We start from the raw sequence: 16,858 nt of genomic DNA on the forward strand, positions 1-16,858 counted from the left end.
ATGTGTATAAGAGACAGGTGCAAATAGTATTTATATAGCGGTTTTGATGTTGGTGTAAGGACACAAAAAAGTCATAAATTCTTAACGAAATGTTCACAAAAAACATAAAAAATGTGATTTAATATACAGAAAGGATAGTTTTTAATATAATTTATAATATATACAGTATAATAACCTTGATAAGATAAAAAATGTTCTCATTTTACATACCCCGTAACCCGAAAACGCTTTATTTATATGATTGCGTTTTTTAAGACTGATATTAGTGAAAAATGGTTAAAGAGAAATTACTTTATTACATATATGGAATTAGGTTGAGCAAGTTCCTGTATGCAGGCGATATATTGTGATGTATGAATGGATGTACGAAAATGACAAGGAGGCTTCTCGATGACGACGACAAGGTCTGTACTTGGTACAGATGAAAAAATACAAAATAAAGAAATTCGGGAACAGGAAAATGTAACAACTGCTTATAAGGATTTCCTTGCAATTATTAAAATTGGGATTGTTAATTCCAACCTAATAACGGCTTTTACTGGTGTTTGGCTTGCTTTGTTTTTTACAGAAAAAAGCTTCTTGCAGGAAATAGATATCGTCCTATATACGCTTATAGGTACAGCGTTAGTAATTGCTGGTTCCTGTGCAGTGAATAACTACTATGATCGCGATATTGATCATGTAATGGAACGTACGAAAGTACGACCGACTGTAACTGGTAGAATTAATCCAAAACATGTTTTAGGATTGGGAATATTACTCATACTAATAGGAACTGGATTTCTGCTCCTAACTACAGTTACCGCCGCTGTAATTGGTTTAATTGGAGTTTTCTCCTATATATATTTATATACAATTTGGTCAAAACGAAAGTATACAATTAATACTGTAATCGGAAGTATATCCGGGGCTGTACCTCCACTCATTGGATGGGCAGCGATTGACCCAGACTTACACGGGATTGCGTGGCTTTTGTTTTTGATAATGTTTATTTGGCAACCACCTCACTTTTTAGCACTTGCAATGAGGCGGGTTGAAGAATACCGTGCAGCAGGGATTCCAATGCTGCCAGTTGTACACGGTTTTGCAATGACAAAGAGACAAATTATGATTTGGGTTCTTTGCTTGCTGCCACTTCCTTTTTATATGTTTTCATTAGGAGCCCTATTTGTTACAATCGCTACTCTCCTAAACATCGGATGGTTAGTCCTTGGAATTAGGGGATTTAAAATGAAGGATGATATCAAATGGGCAAAACAAATGTTTGTTTACTCGCTTAACTATTTAACGATTATGTTTGTAACAATGATTATCGTGACATTAGTATAAGTGAGTTTCAAAATATACATAATTCTTCTATTTCAAGTAGGGGGATTTAATATCTTTATTATAAAGATAGCAGCAAAATATTATTGAAAGAGGGGTTTGAATAAGCTATGAAAAAATGGCTACCAAAAGTGCGCTTGTTAACACTGTTTAGTTTCATGGCGCTGCTGTTAGCGGGGTGTGGGGAACCATTCGTATCTGCACTTAGTCCGGCAGGGGAAGTTGCAAAAATGCAATTCGATTTAATGATTCTCGCAACATTAATCATGGTAATCGTAATTGCAGTTGTAACAATTATCTTTATTATTGCCTTAGTCAAGTTTAGACGCTCAAAAGTTGGTGAGGACAAGATTCCAAAGCAAGTTGAAGGAAATCACACCTTAGAAATCATTTGGACTACTATTCCAATTCTTTTGCTTTTGATTCTTGCAATTCCAACAGTATCAGCTACATTTAAATTAGCTGATGTTAAAGCGATGGAACAAGATAAAGATGCAGTTGTTGTTAATGTAACTGCAAATTTATATTGGTGGGAATTTGAATACCCTGGTCAAGGCGTTGTAACTGCACAGGAGCTAGTTGTTCCTATGGATGAAAAAGTCTATTTTAACCTCATTGCTGCAGATGTAAAGCACTCATTCTGGATTCCAGCAGCTGGTGGGAAAATGGACACGAACACAGATAATGTCAACAAATTCTGGTTAGAGTTTGACTCAGAAAGTACTGAAGAAGCAGGTGGCTTACTATATGGTAAGTGTGCTGAACTTTGTGGTCCTTCACATGCTTTAATGGATTTTAAAGTTAAGCCAGTTCCACGAGCTGAATTTGATCAGTGGATGGACAAAATGGTAGCTGCTAAAGACGCTGAACATGTTCCAGCAAATGATGTTGCTAAAGCCGGTGAAGAATTATTTACATCTAACGGCTGTATCTCATGTCACGCAATAAATCCTGGTGAAAAGCGTCCGACTGCACCAAGTTTAGCTAATTTCGGTGATCGCTCAAGCATCGCTGGTAAATTAGAATTTAACAAAGATAATTTAAAGGATTGGTTAAAGGATCCTGAATCAATTAAGCCAGGCAACAATATGACTGGAACTTATGATAATAAAGGTTTATCTGACCAAGACTTGGATGCTTTAGCTGAATATCTAATGGGACTTAAAATCGAAGAGTAAGATTAAGGAATAAGGAGGTCACATTGTGAGTACTTTAACTCAGAAAAAAGGGTTTGGTGCTGTTTTATGGGATTATCTAACTACTGTTGACCATAAAAAGATTGCTAAACTTTATATAATGGCTGGTGGCTTTTTCTTCCTACTTGGTGGAATCGAAGCCCTCATTATCAGGATTCAGCTTGCTATACCTGATAATAACTTTGTAAGTGCTGGCTTTTTTAATGAAATTTTAACAATGCATGGTACAACGATGATTTTCTTAGCAGCCATGCCACTATTACTTGGATTTATGAATGCCGTCATGCCACTTCAAATTGGTGCACGTGACGTTGCATTCCCATTTGTAAATGCTTTAGGTTTCTGGTTATTCTTCTTTGGAGGAGTATTTCTTAACTTAAGTTGGTTTATGGGTGGGGCGCCTGATGCAGGCTGGACTTCTTATGCATCGCTTGCCTTACACTCAGAAGGTCATGGTATTGATTTCTATGTACTAGGTCTTCAAATTTCTGGTATTGGTACTTTAATTGGTGGTATTAACTTCTTAGCGACAATTATCACCATGAGAGCACCAGGAATGACTTATATGCGTATGCCATTATTTACCTGGACTACGTTTGTAGCATCAGCATTAATTCTATTTGCATTCCCTCCATTAACTGTAGGGCTATTATTAATGATGTTTGACCGTATCTTTGGTACAGCATTCTTCGTTCCATCAATGGGCGGAAACACAATCATTTGGGAGCACTTATTCTGGATCTTTGGTCACCCAGAAGTGTATATCTTAATTCTCCCAGCGTTCGGTATTTTCTCTGAGATCTTTGCTACATTCTCAAGAAAAAGACTATTCGGATATTCTTCAATGGTATTCGCAACTGTATTAATTGGTTTCTTAGGATTCATGGTGTGGGCTCACCACATGTTTACAACAGGTTTAGGGCCAATTGCAAACTCCATTTTCGCGGTTGCTACAATGGCAATTGCCGTACCAACCGGTATTAAAATCTTTAACTGGCTCTTCACAATGTGGGGCGGGTCCATGAAATTTACTACACCTATGTTATATGCAGTTGCATTTATTCCATCTTTCATCATGGGTGGGGTAACTGGTGTTATGTTAGGTTCTGCTCCAGCAGACTATCAGTATCACGATTCGTATTTCGTAGTTGCTCACTTCCACTACGTTATTGTCGGTGGGGTTGTATTAGCAGTATTTGCGGGTACTCACTATTGGTGGCCAAAAATGTTTGGTAAAATGCTAAATGATACGTTAGGAAAAGTCACTTTCTGGTTATTCTTGATTGGTTTCCATTTAACATTCTTTATCCAACATTTCTTAGGTTTAATGGGTATGCCACGTCGTGTTTTCACTTTCTTACCAAACCATGGTTGGGAACTTGGAAACTTAATCAGTTCAATTGGTGCTGCATTCATGGCAGCAGGTGTGATTGTCCTTCTTTACAATGTTGTCATTACATCTATTAAAGGAGAAGACGCTAAAGCTGACGCATGGGGCGATGGACGTACACTTGAGTGGGCAATTCCATCACCGCCACCATATTATAACTATAAGCAATTACCATTAGTTCGAGGCTTGGATGCTTTCTGGGTAGAAAAAATGCAAGGCAAAAAAGAAATGACTCCTGCAGAACCTCTTGGAGACATTCACATGCCAAATAGTTCGATTTTACCTTTATTGATTTCTTTTGGACTTTTTGTTGCTGCATTTGGTTTCTTACACCATCCAGATGGTGTAGCTTGGTCAGTTCCAGTTATGATCATTGGAGGAATCATTACTTTCGGTTCTATGTTCTTACGTTCAATTATCGATGATCATGGATACCACATTCACAAAGCAGAATTAATGGATGATGATGACAAGAAAGGGGTTGAGGCATAATGCAAGTGGAAGAAAAATTAACAGCTGAAACATTTCCTGCAGAGCCTGAAAAAGCGACCCTAGAAGGAAAAAATAAATTTATTGGTTTTTGGCTCTTTCTTGGAGGCGAAACAGTACTATTCGCTTCCCTTTTTGCAACATATTTAGCACTAAACAAAAGTAATGGTACAGGACCAGCATCACAGGATTTATTTGAAATACCACTAGCTTTTGCGATGACAATGATCCTATTGACTAGTTCATTAACTAGCGTGTACGCGATGTATCATATGAAGAACTTTAATTTCAAGAAAATGCAGCTTTGGTTAGGGTTAACTGTACTACTTGGTGCCTCTTTCTTAGGATTAGAAATCTATGAATTTCAACATTATGTACATTTAGGTCATACTATTACAGGTAGCGCATTTGGTTCTGCATTCTATTTACTAGTTGGAACGCACGGTGCTCACGTACTATTTGGATTATGTTGGGCTCTTACCATAATGATACGAAACGCGAACCGTGGATTAGATTTATATAATGCACCTAAGTTTTATGTCTTCAGCCTTTACTGGCACTTTATTGACGTAGTATGGGTGTTCATCTTTACTGTTGTATATCTAATGGGAATGGTGGGATAAACACATGGCAAATAATTCAAATAACACGAATGTCGATTTAGCCTATCGTAGAAGAAAAAGTGCAGAAGAAATGAAACAACATGTTATTTCTTTTGCTCTTATGATTTTTCTTACTATCATTGCCTTTATTGCAGTGGGATCTGAGCAATTTTCACCTTATGTTGTTGTACCATTAATCCTACTTTTGGCTGTGATTCAGGTCATCTTACAATTGTATTACTTCATGCACATGAATCATAAAGGACATGAAGCACCAAAAATGTTCATGTTTTCGGGAGTATTAATTGCTGCTGTAACAGTTCTATGCTTCATGACAATCATTTGGTGGTAAGATTTTAGAAAAAGTCGGTGTAATAGCCGGCTTTTTTTTCAATTTGAAGCCTATTTTAATTTAGACAAGAAATGTTCATAATTGGTTTGTTTGCATGGCTATTTCCCTAAGAGTATAATTAATAGTATCTGAACATTGTCAATACTACTAAAAGGGGTGAGATGGAGATGTCTATCGATATCTTTGGTTTTCGGGCATTATGGAGTCCCTATTTTTTAGCATCACTATTAATCATAACGATTTTATATTTTATGATAGTCGGTCCTTGGAGACATCGATTTGCTCATTCTGAACCTACTTCGTTTAAAACGAAAATATTATTTGTAATTGGGATCATTTTACTTTATGTATGTAAGGGAAGTCCGATTGATTTATTAGGACACATGACCATGACAGCCCATATGACACAAATGGCGATTCTTTATTTAATCGTACCAGCATTTTTCATTTTAGGTGTCCCAAATTGGTTATGGCGAAAGTTTATAAATCTCAAGGGAATAAAACCAGTTTTTAAATTTCTTACGAAGCCATTAATTGCTTTAGTTCTGTTTAACGGTTCATTTTCTATGTATCATATTCCCCTCGTTTTTGACTATGTAAAAACCGGTGTATATATACATGCTGCAACGACCATTTTTATTTTTATTGCTGCCTTCTTTATGTGGTGGCCATTGATCAACAAACTAGAAGAGTGGAACACATTGAGTGGTCTCAAAAAAGTTGGCTATATTTTTGCTGACGGTATGTTATTAACACCTGCATGTGCGCTCATCATTTTTGCAGATACAGCAATGTATGCAACATATACCGATCTTGGGTCATGGATGAATGCACTCGCACTATGTGTACCAGAATCTATGTTGTCGAGTATTAATCTTACGGGGCCAGAGATGTTTAACTTTATGCCACCGCTTGAAGACCAACGTACTGGCGGTGTCATTATGAAAATAATTCAAGAGTTCGTATATGCGATTTTACTTGGCAAAGTATTCTTTGAATGGGTTCGTAAGGAACGTGAAGAAGAAAAATTATTAGATGAGCGATTAGATGAGCAATTACTAAAACCACAAACAAATTAAAGAAGAGAGACTGTGAGAGAGGTTTAACATGAATTTACCGATTCTGCCTACTATAAGCACCACTTTTATCGTGTTAAGTGCAGTAACTGTTGCCATCGGTTGGTATTTAATCAAACAGAAAAAAATTGAGGCTCATAAAAAAGCGATGACAACTGCTGCGATTTTTGCTTTGATTTTCTTCATTATTTATATGTCAAGAACGATGTTTGTCGGAAATACTTCATTCGGTGGTCCTGACGATGTGAAAATCTACTATACGATTTTCTTAATCTTTCATATCTTTTTGGCAACCACTGGTGCGATATTCGGAGTCATTACATTATATCTTGGCTATAAAAATAAAATTGCAAAGCATCGGAAGCTTGGACCGATTACAAGCATCATTTGGTTTTTTTCAGCTATAACGGGCGTAGCAGTATACTTTTTGCTGTATGTCTTTTATAAGGGTGGAGAAACAACATCCATGTTGAAAGCAATTTTAGGCTTTTAACAAGCGACAAAGAGGATTGTTTGTAATATGTATAAGGTGTTCTAGAATACAATATTCTAGAGCACCTTTTTATTTTGTAATTCGTTTCACATAATTAACACCACAGCCATTATTCATTTTCGTAAGAGGGGAGTGTTAAGGATGATTGAAATTTTTACAGAAAACTTATTATTGGTTCCATGTTCGTTGGATATTGCCAAATCGTTAGTATTTCATCGTATAGAACTTGAAAAACGATCACCTATAACGATTCCACAAAACTGGCCATCTCCATTAATAACAGGTATTCTTCCGTTTTATATAGAAAAGCTTGAAAAGGATGAGAGTTATTATGGATGGGGATTATGGCTAATTATTAATTACGCTGATAAACGAATTATTGGCGATATTTATCTTCATGGCAAACCTGATAAAAAAGGAAACGTCCAATTAACGTATACGATGAATCGTGATGATCAGAAGTCCAATTTAACGTATGAAGCCGTTGATGCTTTAATTGATTGGTTAGTTACTCAAGCCGATGCGAAAAAGGTATTAATGGAATGTAGCGACAGTAATTATCAATCCATTCGGTTGTTTGAAAAACTTGGGATGAGATGTACGAGGAAGGATGGCAGATTTTTAACTTGGGAACTTCGTAAGGTCATTTAATACAACCGATTTGGCAAAGAAATTTTCTAGACTAGTGCCCAATACAGCCCTTCTTGCATATGGTAGGAGTAACCTTTTGGCTTTGAAAATGAGAAGGAGTGTGGTTGGGATGGTTCGTAAATCATTGGAAAATGGTTCTCTTTATATTAAGAATGATGTGTTGGCAATGATTGCATCCATATGTGCTGAAGAAACTGAAGGCGTAACAATTGTTTCTGGCTTGAAGGATGGTGTTTCCAGCATTCTACACCGGAATTTCCATAAAAATGGGATAACGGTTATTGAAGAAGAGGAAGGGATTGCCCTTGAAGTAAAAATTGCCGTTGAATACGGTTTAGAAATTAAAAAGACCTGTGAACGACTACAACAAGCAATTTTACATGAGATAAAAAGTATGACTGACATTAGTGTTTCAAGTCTAACGATCAAGGTAGAAGGACTTACAAATTCAAAAGTACTAGTGACAAACTAACAAAACAGGAACAGCCTTGGCTGTTCCTGTTTTTGCTTTATTATGCGTTTACAACTGCGTCAATATCTTCTTTTACTTTTGCAAGGATGCGGTTGCATTGATCAACTAAGGAAGCTGGGAAGTTTTCATCTTCGCCATATTCAACTCCATGTGGGTAATAGTACTTACCAACAAATGGAGTAAGTAGTTTAATTACTGCATCTTTTGCATTTTCTTCGATAATTCCTTCAACCGCATACCCTTGAACACGAAGGTAATAAATATCCCCCTTGATTTCAAACTTACGGTCGTATGTAATTCGTTCATAATCCCACTGACCTGCGAGAATAAATCCTTGTGATCTCATTATGTCAGTTAATCTTGGTAGTTCGATTGTGATGTTCTCAATCCCCGTTTTTTCAAATCTCATATAAAAAATCCCTCCAAAAACCGTCAACCAACGATTTATATGTTCTCAGTATAATAATAGTACGAAAAGATACAAGTTGCAACGTTTGACATTAATATGTCACGAAAAATAAAAAATATTTTGGTGAAATTTTTCAATTTTGGTCAAACTAACATCGAAAGGAGGGACAAGATTGAAAAAAATACTTGTTATTTTTATGAGTTTATTGTTTGTTTTAAGTCATCCATTTATAGCGCATGGACAAGGTACAACTACATACACCGTACAACGAGGAGACTCGTTATGGAAAATTGCGGTACGCTACCAGGTAGGTTTGTCGGAAATTATTTCAGCGAACCCGCAGTTTAAAAATCCCAACCTGATCTATCCTGGTCAAAAAGTTACGATTCCTATCTTAGATAATGTCAAAAGTATTGAAAATCAGGTTATTTCATTAACCAACCAACAACGTGCAAAATATGGTTTGCCGGCATTAAAGACTGATTGGGAACTGTCACGGGTAGCACGCTATAAATCCATAGATATGAGAGACCGAAACTACTTTGAGCATACATCACCGACATACGGTTCACCATTTACAATGATGCGAAACTTCGGTATTTCATATCGTACGGCTGCAGAAAATATTGCAGCTGGACAAAGAACACCACAAGAAGTTGTGAATGCTTGGATGAACAGCCCAGGACACCGTGCGAATATTTTAAAGAGTGATGTTACACATATCGGTGTTGGATATGCAGAAGGTGGTTCGAAACGACATTACTGGACACAAATGTTTATTGGGAAATAGGAGGTTACAATGGATTCTGTACGCGATGTAATGAGCACTGATGTTGAATATTGTACGCCCCTTGATAATGTTTATGAAGTAGCTGTAAAAATGAAGGATTTAGATATCGGTGCGATTCCGATCTTAGAAGATAATAAATTAATTGGAATGATCACTGATCGTGATTTGGTGGTTCGTGGATATGCAGAAAAAAGGTCAGGATCAAATAAAGTGACAAATGTGATGAGTGAGGACTTAATTACATGTACACCAGATACTTCTCTTGAGGAAGCATCTGAGTTAATGGCGAAACATCAAATTAGACGCATTCCAGTTGTAGAAAATGACCAATTAGTTGGAATGTTATCACTTGGTGATTTATCGACGAATGAAAGATCTGATAATTATGCAGGTGAAGCTTTAAGTGATATTTCCGAACAAGATCAACTTCATTGAATGCAGGCACCAGATGGGTGCCTGTTTATTTTTTCTCCAACAACGCATAACTCTAGCAAAATTTTAATATACATAGTAGAAATACCTTCGATGTTAGGAAGTGGTTATTCTGAAATTGACTAAGATTGCAGTAACCATCTTACTATTGGCTTCTGGCTTTTATTATATTTCTAATAATCACGGAAGAACAGGACTCGTGAATGGTGTTGAGCATACACCAACCAAGCTAAAAGATAAAAGCATAGCGAAACAAAATATCCCTCTTCAAAAAGAAATTCACCAATATAACGGCCTAATCTCTTTCATTGGTATGGATGGTACACAAATAAAAGAAAAACTAGGAGAACCCCATCGCATTGATCGCTCATCCTATGATTATGATTGGTGGGTATATAACACAAATCCTCAAAATTATATCCAGGTGGGAATTGAAAATGGTAGAGTTGTCACCGTATTTGGAACGGGCAATGACGTTCTCGTTGAACCCTTTGAAATTGGACAACCAGTATCTGAAATCCGGTCAAAAGGGTTAATAAAGCCAAAAATTTCATTAAACGTGGATAAGAATCCTTATCGATTTGAGTTAACAGATCAGGAAATGGAAGTAAGACCATTAATTGCAATGGGAAATGTCTATATTCAACTATACGTGGATACATTCACGGACAAAATATCAAGTGTTCGTTTTTTAGACGGGAGAACTTTAGTCAAACTTCGTCCCTATGAATTAGCCTACCGAGGAGAATTACTCTCCGCAAAAGAGATCACTGCGGCAGAGTGGAAAGAAATTGAGCAGGGTAACAAAGCGCAAATCCTTGATATTACGAATGTCATCCGGAGAAGACATGGAATACATCCATTAAAAAGCGACGAACAATTAGCAGAAGTGGCTTATTTACATAGTAAAGATATGCAAGAAAATCAATATTTTGACCATGTTTCCCCAACAAAAGGTGGTCTTGCGGACAGACTTGAGGAAGGAGAGGTTCGGTATCAATTGGCAGGAGAAAACATTGCAGCAAAATATGTGGACGGAATTGCTGCTGTCGAAGGCTGGCTAAATAGTGAAGGTCATCGTGAAGCCCTTTTAAATGAAGAATACAATTACCTGGGAGTTGGGGTGTACGAAAAATACTACACACAAAACTTTATACAAGCATGGGACGAAGAAGACCAGTAAGCGAACCTAACATGGTTTTGCTTACTGGTCTTTTATCTCCTGTTTTTATTTTGTTGGTCGATCAATAATAAAGAAACTTCCGGTTGCATGTGCGATTAATCTTCCGTCATCACGGTATACCTTTCCTTCGGTTACACATATTTTTGTTCCCTTATGAATCATGTGTGCTACACACCGTAATTCTTTTCCGATTCCTGGCGCCACGTAATTTATTTTCATTTCAGTTGTTACAGCGGCTTTTTCTCGAGGGAGGACATGGTGTACTACTGAACCCATTGCAGAGTCAAGTAAAGTGGCAGTGATACCACCATGAACAATTTGTAATGGATTTTGAATTAGTTCCGTATTTGGAATAATAATTTCATAGGTTTCGTCATCAACAACACGTCGATTTGTTTGCAATAAGGCTCCAATATAGGAGCCATTTTCTTTTGTTTGTTTACGAATCACCGCATCGATTACATGCTCCATTATTTGTTTTTCTGTTTCATCTGCCTCATGGAAAAATGTTTGTAATTTATGTAGAATCCGATCTTCCATTATCATAACCTCAAATCCATAATATTTTTATAATTCTCATTTTATCAATATACATCTCGTTTTGGCAATTTGGGCGAACCATTCAATTTAATAAAGATAAACTATAGTAGGCAATTGTATGAATATCGAGGTGATTTAAATGGGGAGAAAACTTCATCCAACCGTTCAGGAATTTAAAGCCTTCGTCAAAAAACATCCTTTACTTGTTCAGGAAGTGAGAAAAGGAACACTTAAGTGGCAGGAAGTATATGAAGACTGGTATATACTCGGTGAGGAAGATGAGAAGTGGATTAAGTTTAAAGACAAGGATAGTAAAAAAGAAGATAGTGGAAAAGGCGATTTTATTGGAAAAATTTTTTCATCCATTAAAAATGCAGATATGGATAATCTCCAGCAGACAATCACAAATGTAGGCGAAGCCATTTCAACCATTCAAGCCGTGATTCACCAGTTTCGTGGGGATGATAATCAACAGCAGGTGAACACTACCCAAAAGCATCAACATCCTTTTGCTTTTCGAAAAGATTAGGTGAGAAGGGAGTTTAGGATGCGACAAGAAACATATGAATACCTCAAATCCAAAAAACAATTACAAGCGTTTGTCCGTCAAAATCCAATTTGGTACCGAAAATTAACGAGAAATCCAAGAGACTTTCAAGTCTTGGAAAATGAGGCAAAAGCTTATTTCAAACAAACCATTCCACATAAAGTACAAAAAATAAACCAGTCTTTAGAGATGGCCTCATTTATGCTACAGATGTACCAAGGGATGCGACAAAGTGATTAAGAATGGAGCCGCACCTTTTTAGGGCTCCTTCTTTTTAATGTTCAAGGATATTTGAAGGGTTCAAGGAAAAACTAGGAAAAAAGGAGTTGAAGAATGTGTTCCAGTTTTTTTTCCTTCTTTCTTTTCTATGCTTCCCGATTCACATAAATGAAATATCCGTTGCAGCCCAGAATATTAACCAAACCTCTTTTAGCGAAACCAGTGAGGTAGAAAATGAACGATTCCTTCAAGTGGAGCATCATGTTAGAGGGAATGATGTATATCTAGAGTGCATAATCCCGAATTTTACATTCAAACAAAGTGGTGGTCAAAAAAGAGATGGTGAGGGCCATCTAAATGTCATAGTCGACGGGAAGAGGATCGAAAAAGTTTCGACAGCAGCCTTTATTATTAAAGGTCTTTCTAAGGGAGAACATACATTAACGATTCAAGTTGTACATAATGACTTAACTAAATATCCTCTTGAACATAAAATTCATGTCCAAATTCACTAAATTTTATTAGCTTTTCGTTTTCGCAGTAGATGCGATTCACAAAAATTCGTGGTATAGTGATAATGGAGGTGTTAATTTTGATTGCCACAATTGAAAAAATTGAAATTCTTGACGAGGCTCAAGAAATTTCATCGATGATTCTACATTCAGAACTAGCAGAGGAATACCGAAGCTGTTTATATAATTTACAACAAGATAGAGAAGCACAAAAGTTAATCGCTGAATTTCAAAGAATGAAGGAAAAATATGAAGAGGTTCAACGATTTGGAAAATACCATCCTGATTTTCGAACAGTTTCTAAGGAGACCAGGGAATTAAAAAGACAGCTTGATCTTCAAGAATCCATTGCTAATTTTAAAAAAGCTGAAGATAATTTACAAAAGGTGCTTGATGAAATTAGCGTACTACTTGGTGAAGCTGTATCGAAGCATATTAAAGTCCCAACTGGGAATCCTTATTTTGATTCCATCTCAAGCTGTGGTGGCGGCTGTGGAAGTGGTGGAGCTTGCGGTTGTAAGTGATGCTAGTAAAAATATACCAAGCTAAGGTTATTTTCAGAAAAAGGTAAGTTTTCTACTTTATTTCATATTGTAAAATTTTAACTTGTTATGCTACACTATTAAATAATCTAATGTAATCTAATGAAATAAGGAGAAAACACAATGATTGGACAACGCCAAGGAATTATCGTTTGGCTACATTCGCTCAAACATTCAAAAATGCTGCGTAAATTTGGCAATATTCATTATGTGTCTAAACGACTAAAATACGTGGTCCTATATAACGATTTGGAAAATACGGATTCAATTGTAGAAAAATTAAATTCTCTAGCCTTTGTAAAAAGGGTGGAGCCGTCCTACAAACCATTTTTGAAGATTGAATTTGAGAATAAAAAACCAGATCGTGCAAAGGAATACGACTATAAGATTGGTTTATAAAAAGCTTATCAAAGGCAGCTTGCTTTTGATAAGCTTTTTTAAGGTTTGTAAGTGCAAATCAACGTGTTTTCGGCTTTTGTTCTTACTTCATCGGCGGGATATAGCGGTTCATTCGTAAAATTCCAATTAAATGCTGATAATACAGTTCTTTTTCATGGAACATCGTAGAAGGCTTTACTTCTAGTGTGATGATTTGTAAATCTAGTTCTTTCGCTACTTCCTCAAATAGAGTGTAGCGTTGATTCGGTTTGATAGTAGGATTAGGAATTCCTTCTCTACAAATATAGACCGCTTGGAAATCCCCAGGAATCGTCGGTTGAAATGCTACAGCCAAAGAGGTAACCTGTTTATCCTGGATAGTTGTATGAAATGCAAATAGCTTTGAAACTCTGTGTTTATTTCCTCTTATAAGCTCAAGGAGTTCACATATATCTGAGTATCCTTCACCTATCTCAATAAAACGTTGTATCATACTAAATTCCCCTCAAATTCATATTTTCCATGTCTACTTTATCATGAATAGAATTGAATTAACAAATAAAACAAAAAAACCCTGCAAGTTTGCAGGGTCCTTCCATTCCATGTTTTTCGTTACCGTTCACATGGAAGAAGGCAAAGGGAGAGGAGAAACCGGAGGAAGAACTTATGGGGAAACGTAAGTCTTCTCCGCGGTTGGCAACAACATCCTCGAATGATGTTGTTATTACTAATTATGACCAATTGAAACTTGTGTATACATCAAGTTACATATTTTTATTATCCGAGAAAAATTTTTGCTAGACATAAGACCTAGAATTTTTCATATTTCATTAACAAATGTTTATGTTTATGATAGGATTATGATATTCAATTTACATAGACAGTGGTGATTAAGTGAGAGTCGTATCCGGGTCGAAAAAAGGTATTCACTTGAAAGCGGTACCAGGTATGTCAACTAGACCAACAACAGACAAAGTGAAGGAAGCCATCTTTAATATCATCGGTCCTTATTTTGATGGAGGGATTGGACTTGATTTATTTGGAGGAAGCGGAGGACTTGGAATTGAGGCTCTAAGCCGTGGAATCGAAAGGGTCATCTTTGTTGACCGTGATCAAAAAGCAATTCAAACGATTAAAGGAAATTTAGAAACATGCCGACTTGATGACCATGCGGAAGTGTATCGAAACGAAGCCTTCAGAGCATTAAAGGCCATTGTAAAACGAGATATTCAATTTGATTTAATCTTTTTAGACCCACCATATAAACAACAAAAATTAACAGAGTTAATTGAAGAAATAAGCAAACATCAGTTGTTAACGAAACAAGGCTATATTGTAGCGGAACATGGGTCAGAAGTTTTGTTAGAGCAATCCATTGGCAACCTTCGTTTAGTTCGTCATGAAGTGTACGGAATCATAGGGGTATCGATCTATAGACTTGAAGAGGAATAGAAAGGGGAAACGAAATGACTAGAATTGCCGTCTGCCCAGGGAGTTTTGATCCAGTAACAAATGGTCACCTGGATATTATCAAAAGGGGAGCAAAGGTGTTTGACAAGATGTACATATGTGTATTAAATAATTCTTCTAAACAACCCTTGTTCACCGTAGAAGAACGAATAAAACTATTGCAGGAAAGTACGAAGGAATTACATAATATCGAAGTTGAATCCTTTTCTGGTCTATTGATGGACTATGCAAGCCAGAAGAATGCGAATGCCATTTTACGAGGTCTTCGTGCTGTTTCCGATTTTGAGTATGAAATGCAAATTACTTCAATGAATCGTATCTTAAATGAAGAAATTGAAACTTTTTTTATGATGACAAATAATCAATATTCCTTTTTAAGCTCAAGCATTGTAAAGGAAGCTGCTAAATACCATGGAGAAATTTCTGAACTTGTACCAAAGCCAGTTGAGTTGGCACTCAAAGAGAAATTCAAAAGCCCTGCACATTAAGTGCGAGGGCTTTTCATTTTAGTTGAGTAAACGACAATATAACACATTAACGAAATAATCGTTACGAGTGGTCCGTACGTTAATAACCCGTTCCATAACGATTCGACCCATAGGGAAGTCTGTTCCGAAACGAATGGAGAGAAAACACCGAGAGTTTCCTTTGAACCAGTATTTTTTGCATAAAGTGGATTCCATAAAAGAAAAGTGATGACCCCAGCTAAAAAGCCGTGCATAATTCGCGCAATAAAAAATGGTGTAAACCTAACATCTGTTTCTGCTAAAATGCTTGCAACCTGTGCTTGTACAGAAAGTCCACAAAATCCTAGGATAAAACTTACAGTTATTACTTTAGGGAGTAGGTCAATATGTTCCAATTTACTTGTCATCATGGAACCCGTCGTTATTTCAAAAATTCCAGAAATAAGAGGGATGCTAAGTTCTGTAGGCAACTGAAAGAGTTTTAATAAGATGGATAGTCCAGCCCCTACTAATGCGATCACATTAATGAGTGAAAGGAGCTTGTTAAAAACAGAAAATAGAATGATAAATCCGCCGATCATTAACAATGTATGAATAGAGGTAGTTACAGCGTCACCTAATAATTGACCAAATGGTCTTTTTTCCTTTAGTCTGGTTCGGTGAAGTTCCTGTAAAGCTTTTACAATGATGCTTTTCTTTGCTTCATCTTTAGGTGTTTGTTCATCCCCTTTTTTACCATGGAATCTCATGATTAAACCTACACAAAAATTGCCAACATAATGGCTGACTGCAAGTAAAATGCCTAACTCTGGATTTTCAAAAAAACCGACGGAAATAGCGGCAAATATAAAAAGGGGATTTGAAGCATTTGCAAAAGAAACAAGCCTTTCTGCTTCCACCCTCGTAATCTGTTTCTCCTGTCTTAGTCGTGCAGCCAATTTTGCTCCTGCTGGAAATCCAGAAGCCATCCCCATGGCCCATGCAAATCCACCCACACCCGGGACTCGGAATAGAGGTCTCATTAATGGCTCGAACAGCACACCAATGAATTTAACAATCCCAAAACCAATTAATAACTCTGATAGTATTAAGAAAGGGAGTAAGGAAGGAAATACAATCTTCCACCACATTTCCAAACCAACCCTTGAAGCTTCCAGTGATTCTTTTGGAAAATAAATAAGTGCAATTGTTAATAATGAAATTCCTGCTGCAATTGTTACTGTTTTAAATCTAGAACTTATCAATGGTACTCCTCCTACTGAAGTCTTCTTTTTATACAGTGAGATCATATAAGTGATAGAATAAAAGAGCCCACAATTTTT

At 36.6% G+C, this 16,858-nt stretch carries 23 protein-coding genes; 19 read left to right on the forward strand and 4 right to left on the reverse strand.

What is annotated here, in order from left to right; translation table 11 throughout:
• The first annotated feature begins 390 nt into the window (after window positions 1-390).
• The 9 genes from cyoE to E1I69_RS03490 all read left to right on the forward strand — a co-directional run bounded on the left by cyoE (window position 391) and on the right by E1I69_RS03490 (window position 8,047).
• Window positions 391-1,329, forward strand: a complete 939-nt coding sequence (cyoE, locus tag E1I69_RS03450) for a heme o synthase (RefSeq protein WP_136378220.1) — start codon at window positions 391-393, stop codon at window positions 1,327-1,329.
• A gap of 107 nt (window positions 1,330-1,436) precedes the next feature.
• Complete coding sequence (gene coxB / locus E1I69_RS03455; RefSeq protein ID WP_136378221.1) at window positions 1,437-2,504, forward strand: cytochrome c oxidase subunit II; 1,068 nt, start codon at window positions 1,437-1,439, stop codon at window positions 2,502-2,504.
• Window positions 2,505-2,529: 25 nt separating this feature from the next.
• Complete coding sequence (ctaD, locus tag E1I69_RS03460; RefSeq protein WP_136378222.1) at window positions 2,530-4,404, forward strand: cytochrome c oxidase subunit I; 1,875 nt, start codon at window positions 2,530-2,532, stop codon at window positions 4,402-4,404.
• Window positions 4,404-5,024 carry a cytochrome (ubi)quinol oxidase subunit III gene (locus tag E1I69_RS03465; RefSeq protein WP_136378223.1) on the forward strand — a complete coding sequence of 207 codons (621 nt, stop codon included), beginning with the start codon at window positions 4,404-4,406 and terminating at the stop codon, window positions 5,022-5,024. The genes ctaD and E1I69_RS03465 overlap by 1 nt, the downstream gene beginning before the upstream one ends.
• A gap of 4 nt (window positions 5,025-5,028) precedes the next feature.
• Window positions 5,029-5,355, forward strand: a complete 327-nt coding sequence (gene ctaF / locus E1I69_RS03470) for a cytochrome c oxidase subunit IVB (RefSeq protein WP_136378224.1) — start codon at window positions 5,029-5,031, stop codon at window positions 5,353-5,355.
• A gap of 161 nt (window positions 5,356-5,516) precedes the next feature.
• Entirely contained in the window at window positions 5,517-6,434 is a 918-nt protein-coding gene (gene ctaG, locus E1I69_RS03475; RefSeq protein ID WP_136378225.1) for a cytochrome c oxidase assembly factor CtaG, read from the forward strand.
• Between the two features lie 28 nt (window positions 6,435-6,462).
• Entirely contained in the window at window positions 6,463-6,924 is a 462-nt protein-coding gene (locus E1I69_RS03480) for a DUF420 domain-containing protein (protein WP_136378226.1), read from the forward strand.
• A gap of 141 nt (window positions 6,925-7,065) precedes the next feature.
• Window positions 7,066-7,575 carry a GNAT family N-acetyltransferase gene (locus E1I69_RS03485; RefSeq protein WP_136378227.1) on the forward strand — a complete coding sequence of 170 codons (510 nt, stop codon included), beginning with the start codon at window positions 7,066-7,068 and terminating at the stop codon, window positions 7,573-7,575.
• Between the two features lie 76 nt (window positions 7,576-7,651).
• Window positions 7,652-8,047, forward strand: coding sequence for an Asp23/Gls24 family envelope stress response protein (locus tag E1I69_RS03490; RefSeq protein ID WP_136378228.1), 396 nt, complete (start codon window positions 7,652-7,654; stop codon window positions 8,045-8,047).
• 40 nt (window positions 8,048-8,087) lie between these two features.
• Here E1I69_RS03490 and E1I69_RS03495 read toward each other — a convergent pair whose 3' ends face one another.
• Window positions 8,088-8,456: a YugN family protein gene (locus E1I69_RS03495; protein WP_136378229.1), complete on the reverse strand. Its 369-nt coding sequence runs from the start codon at window positions 8,454-8,456 to the stop codon at window positions 8,088-8,090.
• Between the two features lie 196 nt (window positions 8,457-8,652).
• Here E1I69_RS03495 and safA point away from each other — a divergent pair, with 196 nt between their 5' ends.
• From safA to E1I69_RS03510, 3 genes are all read left to right on the forward strand, one after another.
• Window positions 8,653-9,246: a SafA/ExsA family spore coat assembly protein gene (gene safA / locus E1I69_RS03500; protein ID WP_431731856.1), complete on the forward strand. Its 594-nt coding sequence runs from the start codon at window positions 8,653-8,655 to the stop codon at window positions 9,244-9,246.
• A 9-nt stretch (window positions 9,247-9,255) separates the two neighbouring features.
• The gene (locus tag E1I69_RS03505; RefSeq protein WP_136378231.1) at window positions 9,256-9,681 is read left to right on the forward strand and encodes a CBS domain-containing protein; all 426 of its coding nucleotides are present in this window, start codon (window positions 9,256-9,258) and stop codon (window positions 9,679-9,681) included.
• Between the two features lie 115 nt (window positions 9,682-9,796).
• Window positions 9,797-10,861 carry a CAP domain-containing protein gene (locus E1I69_RS03510; protein ID WP_242634528.1) on the forward strand — a complete coding sequence of 355 codons (1,065 nt, stop codon included), beginning with the start codon at window positions 9,797-9,799 and terminating at the stop codon, window positions 10,859-10,861.
• Between the two features lie 45 nt (window positions 10,862-10,906).
• On the opposite strand, the gene E1I69_RS03515 is transcribed toward E1I69_RS03510, so the two are convergent.
• Window positions 10,907-11,401 carry a PaaI family thioesterase gene (locus tag E1I69_RS03515; RefSeq protein WP_136378232.1) on the reverse strand — a complete coding sequence of 165 codons (495 nt, stop codon included), beginning with the start codon at window positions 11,399-11,401 and terminating at the stop codon, window positions 10,907-10,909.
• A gap of 139 nt (window positions 11,402-11,540) precedes the next feature.
• Between E1I69_RS03515 and E1I69_RS03520 the strand changes: the two genes are divergently transcribed.
• The 5 genes from E1I69_RS03520 (at window position 11,541) to E1I69_RS03540 (ending at window position 13,620) form a co-directional block, all read left to right on the forward strand.
• The gene (locus tag E1I69_RS03520; RefSeq protein WP_136378233.1) at window positions 11,541-11,930 is read left to right on the forward strand and encodes a YlbD family protein; all 390 of its coding nucleotides are present in this window, start codon (window positions 11,541-11,543) and stop codon (window positions 11,928-11,930) included.
• An 18-nt stretch (window positions 11,931-11,948) separates the two neighbouring features.
• Window positions 11,949-12,188 carry a YlbE-like family protein gene (locus E1I69_RS03525; protein WP_136378234.1) on the forward strand — a complete coding sequence of 80 codons (240 nt, stop codon included), beginning with the start codon at window positions 11,949-11,951 and terminating at the stop codon, window positions 12,186-12,188.
• Between the two features lie 95 nt (window positions 12,189-12,283).
• Window positions 12,284-12,682, forward strand: coding sequence for a hypothetical protein (locus E1I69_RS03530; protein ID WP_136378235.1), 399 nt, complete (start codon window positions 12,284-12,286; stop codon window positions 12,680-12,682).
• 77 nt (window positions 12,683-12,759) lie between these two features.
• Complete coding sequence (locus tag E1I69_RS03535) at window positions 12,760-13,203, forward strand: YlbF family regulator (protein ID WP_136378236.1); 444 nt, start codon at window positions 12,760-12,762, stop codon at window positions 13,201-13,203.
• Window positions 13,204-13,344: 141 nt separating this feature from the next.
• Window positions 13,345-13,620 carry a YlbG family protein gene (locus E1I69_RS03540; protein ID WP_136378237.1) on the forward strand — a complete coding sequence of 92 codons (276 nt, stop codon included), beginning with the start codon at window positions 13,345-13,347 and terminating at the stop codon, window positions 13,618-13,620.
• Window positions 13,621-13,702: 82 nt separating this feature from the next.
• On the opposite strand, the gene E1I69_RS03545 is transcribed toward E1I69_RS03540, so the two are convergent.
• Entirely contained in the window at window positions 13,703-14,092 is a 390-nt protein-coding gene (locus E1I69_RS03545; protein WP_136378238.1) for a DUF7147 family protein, read from the reverse strand.
• Between the two features lie 401 nt (window positions 14,093-14,493).
• Between E1I69_RS03545 and rsmD the strand changes: the two genes are divergently transcribed.
• Window positions 14,494-15,051 (forward strand): 16S rRNA (guanine(966)-N(2))-methyltransferase RsmD, encoded by a 558-nt coding sequence (gene rsmD / locus E1I69_RS03555; RefSeq protein ID WP_136378240.1) that lies wholly within the window; start codon window positions 14,494-14,496, stop codon window positions 15,049-15,051.
• 14 nt (window positions 15,052-15,065) lie between these two features.
• Window positions 15,066-15,557 carry a pantetheine-phosphate adenylyltransferase gene (coaD, locus tag E1I69_RS03560; RefSeq protein WP_136378241.1) on the forward strand — a complete coding sequence of 164 codons (492 nt, stop codon included), beginning with the start codon at window positions 15,066-15,068 and terminating at the stop codon, window positions 15,555-15,557.
• Here coaD and ylbJ read toward each other — a convergent pair.
• On the reverse strand, window positions 15,554-16,780 hold the full coding sequence (gene ylbJ, locus E1I69_RS03565; RefSeq protein WP_136378242.1) for a sporulation integral membrane protein YlbJ: 1,227 nt from the start codon (window positions 16,778-16,780) through the stop codon (window positions 15,554-15,556). The two genes, coaD and ylbJ, sit on opposite strands and share 4 nt — an antisense overlap.
• Window positions 16,781-16,858: the final 78 nt, after the last annotated feature.

Origin of the sequence: Bacillus timonensis, assembly GCF_004799755.1 — a bacterium.
Classification (GTDB): domain Bacteria; phylum Bacillota; class Bacilli; order Bacillales; family Bacillaceae_L; genus Ferdinandcohnia; species Ferdinandcohnia timonensis_A.